Below are 13,261 nucleotides of genomic sequence, written 5' to 3'. Positions count from 1 at the left end.
AAATCGTCAGTCTCAGGCAACGGTAGCTGAGAAGGAATGTAATCTGTTTTGTGCTTGTTTCAAATCATGCTTGATCAGCAATTCTGTGCAACGAACGGCTTCATCGATAGCTTCGTCAATGGCCTGTTTTTCTGCTGCAGAAGGTTTTCCCAGCACGTGGCCGGTCACCTTACTTTTATGTCCCGGATGACCAATGCCAATCCGCAAACGTAAAAAATTCTTGTTGTTTGCCATTCTGGCAACGATATCACGCACCCCGTTCTGACTTGAACTGCCACCAACTTTAAACTTTGCTACGCCAGGCGGCATATCCAGTTCATCAAAAGCAACCAGAATTTGTTCCGGCTCAATTTTATAAAAATTGGCCAGCGCTGCCACCGATTGGCCACTTCGATTCATGAAAGTGGATGGATAGAGCAAGCGAACGTCTTGTCCACCAATACTGATTCGTGCAGTGTGTCCTGCAAATTTTGATTCTGGGGCTAGTGGGGTATTAAAAGCCGCTGCGAACTGATGGAGAAACCAGGCGCCGGCATTATGGCGGGTGTGCTCGTATTCGGGGCCTGGATTACCCAGGCCCACGATAAGACGAATATCAGCCAAGCTGATTATTCCTTGTCTGCTTCTTCTTGTTTAGCCGCTTTTGCTGCTGCTTGTTCAGCTTCTTCAGCATCAATCACAGGCGTCTTAGGTGCTGGCTTAACAGTCACCACGGCCAGGTTGTGATCTTCATCACCACGAGCCAACTCAACAGAAGATACACCCTTAGGAAGTGTCAAGTCAGATAGGTGAACGGTTTGACCCATTTCAACACCAGCCATATCAACTTCTACAAATTCAGGAAGATCTTTAGGCAGACACGTAATTTCAATTTCGTTTACGTGGTGCTCAGCAATACCGCCTTCGCTCTTAACCGCTGCGCACTTATCTTCATTAATGAAGTGTAGTGGTACGTTAGTGTGAACTTCCTGGCCTGCGATTACACGCTGAAAATCGATGTGTGTAATTTTGGGCTTGTACGGGTGACGCTGCATGTCTTTCACTAGCGCTTCAACTTTTTCACCGTCGATGTTTAATGTTAAAACATGCGAGTAAAACGCTTCAAAATCAGCAGCATTGTTTACTTTGTTGTGGTCTAAAGTAAGCGCAACTGGCTCTTTGTCACCACCGTAAAGGATCGCAGGTAAATTATCAGCACGACGTAGGCGGCGGCTCGCACCTTTCCCCATATCTGTGCGAACTTGCGCATCCAGATTAAAAATTGCATCAGACATTGAATGTCTCCAGAAAAATAGTAATTAAATAAGCACGGATTTTTGCGACCAAAACCCGCATAAAGAACCCTCATAATTTGAGGGCGGCGAATTCTACCACCATGCCGGAGAACTTACAATTACAAAGACGGAAAAACGCATTTCATCTCATTTGTTTACGTACAAGGTTTTCACAACTGCATTTTTAGCATAGGGTTAATGACATATAAAAAAAGGAATAAAATGAATATGTTTTGTAGACTTATCGGTTTAATACTATTTATCGTTTTGTCATTTTCTGTATGTGCAGAGAAAACCGCACTGGTAGGCGGAAGACTTATTGATGGATTTGGGCATCAACCCATACAAAATAGCGTCATTTTGATCAATGGTGACACCATCGAAGCGATAGGAACAGTCGCTACCCTAAATGTGCCTTCTGATTATAAAGTGGTTAGTACGGAAGGGATGGACTTGTTACCGGGTTTATGGGAAAACCATGCACATCTAATGCTCAATGGCCATGCCGACTATGAACACTGGCAACCTACTTATCGTGATCGTCAACAAAGCGAAATAATGCCAGCTAGCGCATTGCAACTATTACTTGCTGGTGTCACCAGCGCGCGAGATCTGGGCGCACCTCTTGAAGAATCCATTGCCATTAAAAAAGGTATTGCAAAGGGCGAATTAGCTGGCCCACATCTGTATGTATCAGGACCTTTTTTGCAGGCAGAACCTTATCCAGGCACACAACATTACCGCTGGGGAGTGAAAAATGTTGAAGAAGCCAGGCAAAAAGTTAATCAGTTGGCTGATGCAGGTGTCGATATCATAAAATTAATAGACCAGGATAAAATGCCGTTAGAGGCAGCCAAAATGGTTGTTGAACAAGCGCACGCCAGAGGACTGAAAGTAGTTGGGCATTCCCATCGTCCTGATGAAATTAGAGTGGGTCTGAAAATAGGTGTGGATAATTTTGAGCATACGGGGTTAACCACAGCACCAGAGTATCCACAAGACATTATTGATGCACTCCACGCTAGAACGGCTACAGGAAGAGTTGCTGGTGGACCGTTATTCTGGACACCCACAATCGAAGGGTTATGGAATTACAACCTCACGGTGGCAAACCCTGAAAAGCTGGATAATACGTGTTGGCATCGTGGGCTGAAAAAAGACACGATAGAGGATATCAGGCAATCATTAGAAGCGCCCGGGAAACTGGCTTACATGCAGTTGACCCCGTTACGTAAACCAACATTAAAGCGAAAATTCACGCAATTAAAAGAATCGGGAGTAGTACTTTTAACGGGAACTGATAGTGGTATACCTACCAAGTTTCATTGTCAAAGTACATGGAATGAATTAGCAATCTGGGTTGAGGAAATGGGAATGACTCCCATGGATACAATTCGCGCTGCTACCTGGTGGCCCGCGGTGATGATGGGTGTCAGCGACCGCTTTGGTTCAGTTAGCGAAGGAAAAAGCGCTGATATTATTGGTGTAAATGGGGATGTGTTGCGGTACATCAATTTACTGCAGAATGTGGATCTCGTTATGAAGTCCGGTGTCATGTATAAGCAAAATGGTGACGTCGTAGAAAGCGCTATTCCAAAATAATAAGGGCTACCGAGACGTCGAGGAAAAGTCAATTGATGCGGGTTTAAATTAATGATTTCATATTTAAAACAGCGCCTTAACAAGGATAAATCCGACCTGGTTGTTTATCCCCTTATTAAGAATCGCCTTTTTTTGCAGAGGCTTGAATCTGGAAATCAGCCGCATTTAGAGGCTATGCCTTTTTGTAAAGCTATCACGCCTGATTTACTACTTACATTTGCTATAAATGACGGACAAGATTTCACCTCTCTTAACCCTATTTTATTGGCTAAATATAATATCAGCGAAGAACAAATGTGGGACCGGGGGTTAGATACCGGCTTTGCGGCAATTCAAAACAGTCAGGTCATTGCCAGTGAAGCCGTATGGGAAATACGCCTGGATGAAATGGCCGCCTGCACAATTTTATATCCCAGCTTCTGGCATGGCGTGGAACAACAAATGGGTGGGCCGGTGGTCATTAACTTTGCGCATAAGAATTTTGTATTGTGCGCACGCAAGAATAATTCTGAACATCTACGCACATTAATCAATGTTATTAACGAAATCGGATTCGAAGACACCCACTCGTTATCTTCCGAGCTCTATACCTTTGAAGGGGATGAGATACAGCGGGTTGAACTTCGACAAATTGATAGTTGAGCAGTGGGTGATACCCCACTAACATCAATAGCGTTCGTTAACCGGTTTCACCTGGGAATCATCTATAACTTCCACTTTTTCCACCTCAAACACGGTGCCGTATTGGGTAAATGTCATTACGTCCTTACGTGGTTTTCCCCAAACCTTTATTTTTAGACCGTGCTTGTTGAATTCCTGGGGTAGTTTTCGGAAGGTGAATTTTTCGTTGCCTTCACTGATGAACCCATAAAAACCTCCTTCGAGATTTTTATATACCACCGTGCCTGTCATGCTTTGGGATTTCTGCATTTCACCTTTTAGCTCTTCAGGTTCTACCATTTCTACCTCCTGTGGCTGTGCACTGGCCTCTTCAACAGGAACGGGGGGGTTAGTATGTGACGACAGCTCCTCAGAGCAGCCCAGTAAGGCGATTCCCACCGAAATTGTCAGAATTGATTTGGTCATGATGTATTTTACTGCCTTTGTTTGAGCGATGTCTTATCTTAGGCAGAGGGGAGTGAGGAAATCAAGCCAGGAAGTAAAAGCCACCGGTTTAACACCGGTGGCGGTACTACATTAATATTCGAACATTGCCGAAATTGATTCTTCGTTACTGATACGGCGAATAGTTTCAGCTAGCATTTCTGAAAGCGTCAGCTGCTTAACTTTGTCAATCGCGCGCATGTCATCGTGCAGAGGGATGCTGTCGGTGACGATAATTTCGTCAATCATCGAATCCTTCAGATTCTTTGCCGCATTGCCTGAGAAAATGGCGTGCGTGGCGTACGCGTAGACTTTTCGCGCGCCGTGATTCTTTAACGCTTCAGCGGCTTTTGCCAGAGTGCCGCCGGTATCAATCATGTCATCTACGATGATACAGTCACGATCTTTCACATCACCAATAATATTCATCACCTGCGCAACGTTGGCTTTGGGTCGGCGCTTGTCGATTATCGCTAAATCGGTATCGTTCAACAGTTTAGCTGTTGCACGTGCGCGCACAACACCACCGATGTCAGGAGAGACGACAACGGGATCAACAAAGTCACGCTTCATCATATCCGCCATCAGGATTGGTGTACCAAATGCGTTATCCACCGGCACATCAAAAAATCCCTGAATCTGCTCAGCGTGCAGATCGATAGTCAAAACCCGATCGACGCCAACGTTAGAGAGAAAATCTGCGACCACCTTGGCGGTGATAGGAACGCGAGCAGAGCGTACCCGTCGGTCCTGTCTGGCGTAACCGAAATAAGGGATAACTGCTGTGATCCTTCCAGCCGATGCTCGACGCAACGCGTCAATCATCACTATCAGCTCCATCAGGTTATCGTTAGTCGGTGCGCAGGTAGACTGGATAATAAAAACGTCCGATCCACGGACGTTTTCATGTATCTCGACGCTGATTTCACCGTCGCTGAATCTGCCTACACTGGCTTTACCGAGTTTAGTATAAAGGCGGTCAGCGACCTTCTGGGCAAGTTCTGGTACTGCATTACCTGCAAAGAGCTTCATGTCTGGCACAAGTTTTTCCTCAGTGCGTTTTTGAGAAGAGGTGGCTGGGGTAGCAGGACTCGAACCTACGAATGGCGGGATCAAAACCCGCTGCCTTACCAACTTGGCTATACCCCAATTGTAAAAAAACTACATGTCTGATGCGGCGCGCACAGTTTGTTGTTTTATTTTTAGTGGCGACTGATCGACACCTTTTGCAATAAAACTAGTCCATTCTATTGGTAACCTGGCCTGAACTTCCATAGCCTGCGCCTGGCTTGCAAATGTGGCGAACACACACGCTCCCGTGCCCGTCATCCGCGACGGTGCGTAGTGTACCAACCACTGTAATAATTTTGCAACTTCAGGATGCCTGTTTGTGACTAAAGTTTGGCAATCGTTTCGCGTTTCTTCAAATTTATAATCGTGCCAGTTTATGGCACTTGAATTGCGCGGCAGTTCAGCCGCGGCAAACACTTCAGCAGTACTGACATGAATCCCCGGGTTGGCCACCAGATACCATTTTGGCGCAATTTTTACAGGAAAAACTTTTTCACCTACGCCGCTGGCAAACGCCGTCTCACCATGAATAAAAATGGGCACATCAGCACCTAGCGAGAGTCCTAATTCGGCCAGCTGTGTGTTATTAAGTTTACACTTCCACAACTCATTTAATGCAACCAGGGTAGTCGCCGCATTAGACGAACCACCGCCAATGCCGCCTCCCATAGGGAGGTGCTTGTCCAACGTAATGGTCACACCCTGCGTCACTTTACACGTTGTTTGGAGTAATCTGGCCGCACGAACAATCAGGTTATCTTCATCGGCAACGCCTGCCAGCGGATTGGTTAAAATTATTTTTTCATCGTTAGTAAGCCTAAATGCAAGCTTGTCGCCCACATCCAGCATTTGAAACAAGGTTTGCAGCAAGTGGTAACCCCGCTCATTTCTGCCCAGAATATGCAGAAAGAGATTCAGCTTTGCAGGGCTAGGCCACCAATCAGTCAGTTGATTGTCCATTCAGAAATCCGAATTTTTATAAATTGCTTGGGGTCATTGTTGCGAGTCATTACCAGGCTATGGGGAAGCCAGACGTCGCCTATTTTGTCATAATTGTCGTAGGCCACCTGCCAGTCATGACAGCCTGAACAGGCCGGAGAAAGCGTTTGTAACAGGCCGTGCTCAGTTAAGTTGTAGGTGTCACTTTGCTTGGGTAATCCTTTTACCCAGGCCAGTAGATCGGCAAGCGGAATATCCCAGCCGGTGACTCGGGCGATGAGTTCACTGGCATCGTGATGGGAATATTCTTCATCATTGGTGGTCAGTTTCGCCGAGCCAGGTTCGGCCACCATGTCAACCAGCGTTATGCCCAAAAAATTAGTGAGGGTAAAATGAAAGTTGGCGTTATCAACATCCCATTTTACGTTTGCACTGACCGCTTCCTGTTGATTTCTTATGGCCATTTTTCCTTTTAACTGCCAGGAAGTCACTTTGGCTAATTCGGCCACTTGCTCTGGCAGGTTAACTGTTTCTTCTGGGCCGTCAGGCAAGGTAGTACAGCCATAAAGGGTGAGTAAAAAGGTGATGACAATGTATTTCAACGAACTCGACATAACGATAGGCTGGTTTATAACGGCTTTTGTTGCCTTAATAGGAACACAAATACATCGGTACTTTCAATCAATTTGCGTTTTTCGTACAATGCGCTGCGACTCTGTCTGTATGAAATTGAATGACCTTATTAGCCCTCGGAATTAATCACACAACTGCACCTGTTGAACTACGCGAGAAAGTAGCGTTTACGCCGGACTCGATGGTGGCTGCGTTGGCGTCGCTAAAAACCCTGCCAACCGTGCAGGAAGCGGTGATTGTCTCAACCTGTAATCGCACTGAAATTTATGTGGAAGCACCGCAGATGTCGAGTGAAACGGTAACCGCATGGCTGGCGTCATTTCATAATCTAGCGCAACAGGAGGTTGCCGCACATAGTTACTGTTATCTTGATCAGCATGCCGTGCAGCATGTCATGCGGGTAGCCAGTGGATTAGACTCATTAATTTTAGGTGAGCCGCAAATTTTAGGTCAGGTCAAGCAAGCCTACACGGATGCCAAGCATTCAGGGATGGTCGGTTCGGGGTTTGAAAAGCTGTTCCAGCACACGTTTGCGGTGGCCAAAAAAGTGCGCACCGATACTGAAATTGGTGCCAATGCGGTCTCTGTTGCCTTTGCCGCCGTACAACTTGCCAAACATATATTTTCTGCGTTGCCCAAGCGATCCGTTTTACTGGTAGGCGCCGGAGAAACCATTGAATTGGTTGCCCAACATTTAAAAGAGCAGGGGGTTGTGCAAATCGCGGTAGCTAATCGCACCGTCGCTCGCGCACAATCACTGGCGGATAGATTAGGTGCCAAAGTGCTGACCCTGTCACAACTGCCCGCACAATTGAAGGAATATGACATTGTTATCAGCTCGACCGCCAGCCAGTTGCCCCTGATAGGGAAAGGCATGGTCGAAGATGCGTTGAAACAACGCCGAAACAGACCTATCTTTTTCGTAGATTTGGCGGTGCCACGTGATATAGAGGCGCAGGTTAATGAACTAGGCGACGCGTATCTGTATACCGTTGACGATTTACAGCATATTGTGGAGAAAAACCTGGCCTCGCGCGAGATGGCAGCGCAGGAAGCAGAAAAAATTATCGCGGATTACGTGGACAGTTATCTTACCTGGCAACAGGCGCAGCAATCCATTGATTTAGTAAAACAATACCGTCAAAGAAGCCTGGCGCAACGAGATCAACTGGTATCGCGCGCGGTCAATCAGTTGCAGGAAGGCAAAGCCGCTGACGATGTTATGCAGGAATTAGCTTATAAATTGACCAATGCATTGATGCATGGGCCGACGCGGGTATTACGCGAGGCCGCTGCAGATAACAACGCAAGTGTTACCCATTGGCTCGAGCAGGCATTGGAACTGTCTTCTGAAATTAATCAGAATGAAAAATAATTGATATCACTATTTTGTGAAAGGTTTAGTACTTACGTATGAAAGAATCGGTCGTTAGAAAACTTGAAAATCTGGTAGAGCGTTTTGATGAAGTGCAGGCGCTACTTGGCGATCCGCAGGTCATCGGTAATCAAGATAAATTCCGTAATCTGTCAAAAGAGTTCAGCCAGTTAGAGGATGTCGTGGCCGGCTTTAATGCTTATCAGCAAGCACAAAGAAATCTTGAGTCAGCACAGGAAATGCTTAACGAAGATGATGCTGAAATGCGTGAAATGGCGCAGGAAGAAATAAAAGAGGCAAAAGCCCAGTTAGAAACCCTGGAAAGTGAACTGCAAGTACTGCTTTTGCCTAAAGATCCTAACGATGATCACAACTGCTTTTTAGAGATTCGTGCTGGCGCGGGCGGCGATGAAGCCGCTATTTTCGCAGGCGATCTATTCAGAATGTACAGCCGTTACGCCGAATCCCGCGGCTGGAAAGTCGAAGTGGTGAGCGCAAATGAAGGCGAGCATGGCGGTTTTAAAGAGGTGATTGCCAACCTGTCGGGTGAAGGGGTCTACGGGGTCATGAAATTTGAGTCCGGCGGGCATCGGGTACAACGTGTTCCCGAAACTGAATCGCAGGGACGTATTCATACCTCAGCGTGCACTGTGGCCGTACTGCCTGAGGTGCCGGAGTCAGAAGCAATCGAAATTAATCCTGCTGAATTACGAATTGACACCTTTCGCGCATCAGGGGCAGGTGGACAGCACGTCAATAAAACCGATTCAGCAATTCGTATCACCCACCTACCTACAGGTTTAGTGGTGGAATGTCAGGATGAACGTTCGCAGCACAAGAACCGCGCCAAAGCGATGTCGGTGCTGCAGGCCCGGCTAAATCAGATAGAAGAAGAAAAACGCGCCAAAGAGGAAGCGACTACCCGCCGTAATCTGGTCGGCAGTGGCGATCGATCAGAGCGTATCCGTACTTATAATTTCCCCCAGGGCAGAGTAACCGATCATCGAATCAACCTGACGCTTTATAAGTTAGATGAAGTGGTGGAAGGTGATCTGGCGGGGCTGGTTGAACCTATTCGCCAGGAACATCAGGCTGATTTGCTGGCATCATTGTCAGACGAGTAATATACCATGCGCATAGAGCACGCGCTTAGCTGGGCTCAACAGGAGCTGGCCGGTACAGAATCTCCTGTCGTCGATGCCCGCGCGCTTCTCAGTCATTGTCTGGGAAAGACAACCAGCTATTTGTACACCTGGCCAGAGCGTGAGGTTTCTGCAGCGCAGCTGACTGACTTCAAATCATTGGTGCAACAACGCAAAAATGGGACGCCTGTTGCCTATCTGCGAGGTTATCAGGAGTTCTGGTCACTTAGCTTGAAGGTGTCGCCGGCAACACTTATTCCTCGCCCTGATACGGAATTACTGGTAGAAAAAACGCTTGAGTTTAATACATCTTCCGCACCGTCTATTTGTGATTTGGGTACCGGCACTGGCGCAATAGCTATCGCCCTGGCGACTGAACTTCCTTACTCGCAGGTCGTCGCGGTGGATAAAGTGGCCGAGGCGGTTGAGCTGGCGAAAGTCAATGTGACGTTGAACCGCACTGCCAATGTAATAGTGAAACAAAGCGACTGGTTTGCCGCCGTGGGTAATGACACCTTTGATATCATCGTCAGTAACCCACCATATGTGGAACCGACCAGTGACTATCTTGCGCAAGGTGATGTGCGATTCGAACCTGCGTCAGCATTAACATCCGGCGTGGATGGTCTTGAGGATATCCGGCGGATCGTCGCAAAAGCCTCTGAGCATCTTAATTCTCACGGCATGGTTTTGATAGAACACGGCTATAATCAGGGGGCCGCGGTGGCGGAAATTTTTGCCCAGCATGGCTACACTGAAATAGTTACATTTAAAGATATCAATGCACTCGATCGCATTACCTTAGGTCGCTGGCATACTTGCGAATAATTGAACTTACAGTAGTATTCAATTAGCAAAGCGGTAAAAAGAGTATAAAAAGCATGAATGATGACCTGTTATTTGCTGAAGATACCGATGAACCCCCCATAGAAGAACTTGGTTTTTGGAAGGTTTTAGTGGTGGACGATGAACCGGAGGTGCATGCGGTCACCAAGTTGGCACTAAGTGACTTTATTTTAAATGGAAAACGCCTTAAATTCATCAGTGCCTATTCTGGCTCAGAAGCTAAAAAGCGGTTTATAGAACACGACGATATAGCGGTGGTTCTGCTTGACGTGGTAATGGAGACGGATGAAGCAGGGCTGGAAGTGGCACAGTATGTCAGAGACGATCTGGATAACCACTTTACGCGGATTATTCTGCGCACCGGGCAGCCTGGTCAGGCGCCTGAAAAACATGTCATTATTAACTACGATATCAACGATTATAAATCTAAAACCGAGCTGACTGCACAAAAACTGTTTACCGTTATCATTGCAGCACTACGTTCATATCGTGACATTGTCGCCATCGAAGAAAATCGCGCTGGGCTTGAAAAAATAATTGATGCTTCAACCGATTTATTTGCCACACATTCCCTGGAAAAATTCATGCAGGGGCTTATCCAGCAAGTTTCGTCTATTTTGGGATGTGCTAAGGACGCCGCTTATATCACCACCGCCGTTGCCGCACCTAAATCCTTCAGTCAGCACGCCAGCGATGAGTTGTACGTGTTCGCGGGTAATGGAGAATATTCTGAAAAAGAAGGGAAACGGCTAAAGGACGCAGTGGATGAAAATGTATATGCTTTGTGCAAAGAAGCCTTGCGTTCAAAACAGATTGTATATGGCGATGATTACGTGGTGGCGTACTGCGATAGTAAAAACCAAAACGGCTCAATTTTATATCTCACCGGGCTGGCAAGAAGGGTCGGAGAGACAGACAAACGGTTGATTAAGCTTTTTTCTGATAATGTACAAATAGCTTTTGAAAATCTTTTGCTAACTAATGAAATTGAAGGGACACAACGAGAGGTGATTGAGCGATTAAGTAAGGCGCTGGATCATGAATCGCAAGGTAACCGTCACATTGAACGCATGGTCAAAATGGCGGAAATATTGGCGCGGGGCTTGAAATTGGAAGACCGCAAAGTAAGAATTCTCAAGCTCGCGATACCGCTGCATGATGTAGGTAACGCGTTAATTTCGCCCACCCTGCTTCAAAAAACCGACCCATTAACAGAAAATGAAATATTCCAGATCCGTCAGCATGCCGAATTTGGTTACCAGATACTGAAAGACTCAGATAAGCCCACCATCCAAATTGCCGCAATGTTGGCCAAACAGCATCATGAACGTTGGGACGGTGCAGGTTATCCTGAGGGGCTGAGAGAAAAGGAAATCGCAGTGGAAAGCCGTATCGCTGCGTTAGTCGATGTGTTTGATGCCTTAGTAAATAAGCGGCCATATAAACAAAAATGGCCGCTAGAGAAAGTCATCGAAACCTTGAAAAAAGAGTCCGGGAAGCATTTTGATCCCCGATTAGTGACTTACTTGCTTGAAAATATTGATTTATTCATGCAGGTACAACATGATTACGCCGATTTAGAACAACAATAAGGTCATTGCAATGTACGCAGCTGCCAAGCACATTCACTTAACTGCTATCGGGTTAAGTATCCTTTTATTTATCGTAAGGTTTATCTGGTCACAATTTAACCCCGCCTTTTTACACAGAAAGTGGGTAAGAATTGTTCCTCATATTATCGATACTATTCTTTTACTCAGTGCAATCTGGCTTTGCATCATTATCTCGCAATATCCGTTCGTGCATGCATGGGTGACATTCAAGGTGGTGGGTTTAGTTGCCTATATTCTGCTAGGAATGTTCGCCTTAAAATGGGGTAGAAATGCGCCTATGCGCTGGATTGGTTTCATCGGTGCACTGATCTGGTTAGTATTAATTGCTAATGTTGCTATTACTAAGCAACCCATGTTTTTCTAGGAGTGTGAACATTATTTATGAGTGAATCCAAATCCGTGGTTTCAATCAACACAATTGACGTTTCCAACACAACGCCTTTTGTGCTTTTTGGTGGCATGAATGTGCTCGAGTCTCGCGACTTAGCTATGCGTATCGCAGAACACTATGTCAGAGTGACAGAGAAACTGGGCATTCCCTATGTCTTCAAAGCGTCGTTTGATAAAGCCAACCGTTCATCAGTACATTCTTTTCGTGGACCAGGAATGGAAGAGGGGCTCAGGATTTTTGAGGAAATCAAGAACACCTTTTCTGTTCCCCTCATTACTGACGTTCATGAACCTCATCAAGCCGCACCCGTCGCTGAAGTTGTTGATGTCATTCAATTGCCGGCATTTTTGGCCCGCCAGACTGATTTGGTTGTGGCAATGGCAAAAACCGGTGCAGTAATCAATGTGAAAAAACCGCAGTTTTTGGCGCCGCATGAAATGCGCCATATCATAAAAAAATTCGCCGAAGCAGGGAACGACAATATTATCCTGTGTGAGCGCGGAAGCTGCTTTGGTTATAACAACCTGGTGGTTGATATGCTGGGAATGGATGCAATGAAAGCCTATGCGCCGGTTATCTTTGACGCCACCCATGCCTTACAGATGCCCGGGGGACGCGAAAGTTCTGCTGATGGACGCCGTGCACAAGCTGCGCAGTTAGCACGTAGCGGTATGGCATTAGGATTGGCTGGCTTATTTATTGAGGCGCATCCAGACCCTGATCAGGCTAAGTGTGACGGACCCTGTGCGTTGCCACTTGATAAGCTGGAGGCTTATTTAGAGCAGATGAAGGCATTGGACGATTTAATAAAAGGATTTGCAGAGCTTGATACCAGTCAGCGATAATAGCGAACAGGTGGTAAGTAATAAGTAATAAGCAGAACTGGCGGCGCAGGCCGCCAGTTGCTCATCAGGTGTGTAAGTTTTATTATTCGCTACGTAGGCTCGTGGTTTTACGAGATTTACGTTTGTCGTTTCTTACGAACAATGTGTCTTTGCTCATTGTAGAAATTTCGTCGGCAAACGCCTTATCCACCTGATTTTGAATGGTTTCTGTCAACTCCACGACAGGCTTGATTGAAGCAAGATCAATGGTATTGAAAGCCATTGTGTTAAGTGCCGAAGCGTGGCTTTGAGGCTGCATTTCACTGGCATTGACTGCCGCTGACGCAAAAGCGACAACAGAGACCGAAGCTAAAAGTAATTTTTTCATATCACACCTAATATAAGTAATTTAAAAATAGTTGCTGAAATGTTAAATTCTTAACAAAT

The 13,261-nt window shown here is 46.2% G+C and carries 15 protein-coding genes and 1 tRNA gene; 8 read left to right on the top strand and 8 right to left on the bottom strand.

The genetic code is table 11. From position 1 onward, the window contains the following. Positions 1-12: 12 nt before the first annotated feature. Together pth and HCJ96_RS02090 are read right to left on the bottom strand one after the other, a co-directional pair. Positions 13-603: an aminoacyl-tRNA hydrolase gene (gene pth, locus HCJ96_RS02095; protein WP_169209362.1), complete on the bottom strand. Its 591-nt coding sequence runs from the start codon at positions 601-603 to the stop codon at positions 13-15. Between the two features lie 5 nt (positions 604-608). Continuing rightward, complete coding sequence (locus HCJ96_RS02090) at positions 609-1,274, bottom strand: 50S ribosomal protein L25/general stress protein Ctc (protein WP_169209361.1); 666 nt, start codon at positions 1,272-1,274, stop codon at positions 609-611. Between the two features lie 222 nt (positions 1,275-1,496). On the opposite strand from HCJ96_RS02090, the gene HCJ96_RS02085 reads away from it, so the two are divergent. Both HCJ96_RS02085 and HCJ96_RS02080 read left to right on the top strand, forming a co-directional pair. Further along, positions 1,497-2,876: an amidohydrolase family protein gene (locus HCJ96_RS02085; protein WP_169209360.1), complete on the top strand. Its 1,380-nt coding sequence runs from the start codon at positions 1,497-1,499 to the stop codon at positions 2,874-2,876. Between the two features lie 174 nt (positions 2,877-3,050). Continuing rightward, positions 3,051-3,518, top strand: coding sequence for a hypothetical protein (locus HCJ96_RS02080; protein ID WP_169209359.1), 468 nt, complete (start codon positions 3,051-3,053; stop codon positions 3,516-3,518). Between the two features lie 24 nt (positions 3,519-3,542). Here the strand turns inward: HCJ96_RS02080 and HCJ96_RS02075 are convergent, their stop codons facing one another. The 5 genes from HCJ96_RS02075 to lolB all read right to left on the bottom strand — a co-directional run bounded on the left by HCJ96_RS02075 (position 3,543) and on the right by lolB (position 6,604). Continuing rightward, the gene (locus HCJ96_RS02075; protein ID WP_169209358.1) at positions 3,543-3,962 is read right to left on the bottom strand and encodes a hypothetical protein; all 420 of its coding nucleotides are present in this window, start codon (positions 3,960-3,962) and stop codon (positions 3,543-3,545) included. Positions 3,963-4,073: 111 nt separating this feature from the next. Next, the gene (locus tag HCJ96_RS02070; protein WP_169209357.1) at positions 4,074-5,021 is read right to left on the bottom strand and encodes a ribose-phosphate diphosphokinase; all 948 of its coding nucleotides are present in this window, start codon (positions 5,019-5,021) and stop codon (positions 4,074-4,076) included. A gap of 32 nt (positions 5,022-5,053) precedes the next feature. Beyond that, positions 5,054-5,129: transfer RNA gene (locus HCJ96_RS02065), tRNA-Gln, on the bottom strand. A 12-nt stretch (positions 5,130-5,141) separates the two neighbouring features. After that, complete coding sequence (gene ispE, locus HCJ96_RS02060; RefSeq protein WP_169209356.1) at positions 5,142-6,011, bottom strand: 4-(cytidine 5'-diphospho)-2-C-methyl-D-erythritol kinase; 870 nt, start codon at positions 6,009-6,011, stop codon at positions 5,142-5,144. Continuing rightward, a complete protein-coding gene (gene lolB, locus HCJ96_RS02055) occupies positions 5,996-6,604 on the bottom strand; it encodes a lipoprotein insertase outer membrane protein LolB (protein WP_169209355.1) in 609 nt (202 codons plus the stop codon). The genes ispE and lolB overlap by 16 nt, the downstream gene beginning before the upstream one ends. 119 nt (positions 6,605-6,723) lie before the next feature. Between lolB and hemA the strand changes: the two genes are divergently transcribed. The 6 genes from hemA to kdsA are packed head-to-tail and all read left to right on the top strand — an operon-like array spanning position 6,724 to position 12,835. Beyond that, on the top strand, positions 6,724-7,998 hold the full coding sequence (gene hemA / locus HCJ96_RS02050) for a glutamyl-tRNA reductase (RefSeq protein WP_169209354.1): 1,275 nt from the start codon (positions 6,724-6,726) through the stop codon (positions 7,996-7,998). Between the two features lie 38 nt (positions 7,999-8,036). After that, positions 8,037-9,122 carry a peptide chain release factor 1 gene (gene prfA / locus HCJ96_RS02045; protein ID WP_169209353.1) on the top strand — a complete coding sequence of 362 codons (1,086 nt, stop codon included), beginning with the start codon at positions 8,037-8,039 and terminating at the stop codon, positions 9,120-9,122. A gap of 6 nt (positions 9,123-9,128) precedes the next feature. Further along, positions 9,129-9,968, top strand: a complete 840-nt coding sequence (gene prmC / locus HCJ96_RS02040; protein ID WP_169209352.1) for a peptide chain release factor N(5)-glutamine methyltransferase — start codon at positions 9,129-9,131, stop codon at positions 9,966-9,968. Between the two features lie 53 nt (positions 9,969-10,021). Next, positions 10,022-11,578: a DUF3369 domain-containing protein gene (locus HCJ96_RS02035; protein WP_169209351.1), complete on the top strand. Its 1,557-nt coding sequence runs from the start codon at positions 10,022-10,024 to the stop codon at positions 11,576-11,578. Positions 11,579-11,588: 10 nt separating this feature from the next. Next, complete coding sequence (locus HCJ96_RS02030) at positions 11,589-11,963, top strand: SirB2 family protein (RefSeq protein ID WP_169209350.1); 375 nt, start codon at positions 11,589-11,591, stop codon at positions 11,961-11,963. A gap of 17 nt (positions 11,964-11,980) precedes the next feature. Further along, the gene (gene kdsA / locus HCJ96_RS02025; protein ID WP_169209349.1) at positions 11,981-12,835 is read left to right on the top strand and encodes a 3-deoxy-8-phosphooctulonate synthase; all 855 of its coding nucleotides are present in this window, start codon (positions 11,981-11,983) and stop codon (positions 12,833-12,835) included. A gap of 82 nt (positions 12,836-12,917) precedes the next feature. Here the strand turns inward: kdsA and HCJ96_RS02020 are convergent, their stop codons facing one another. Further along, positions 12,918-13,202 (bottom strand): hypothetical protein, encoded by a 285-nt coding sequence (locus tag HCJ96_RS02020; protein WP_169209348.1) that lies wholly within the window; start codon positions 13,200-13,202, stop codon positions 12,918-12,920. Positions 13,203-13,261 lie beyond the last annotated feature (59 nt).

It is taken from the genome of Alteromonas ponticola (assembly GCF_012911815.1).
Taxonomy (GTDB): Bacteria; Pseudomonadota; Gammaproteobacteria; order Enterobacterales; family Alteromonadaceae; genus Alteromonas; species Alteromonas ponticola.
This window is presented reverse-complemented; position numbering and strand designations above follow the sequence as displayed.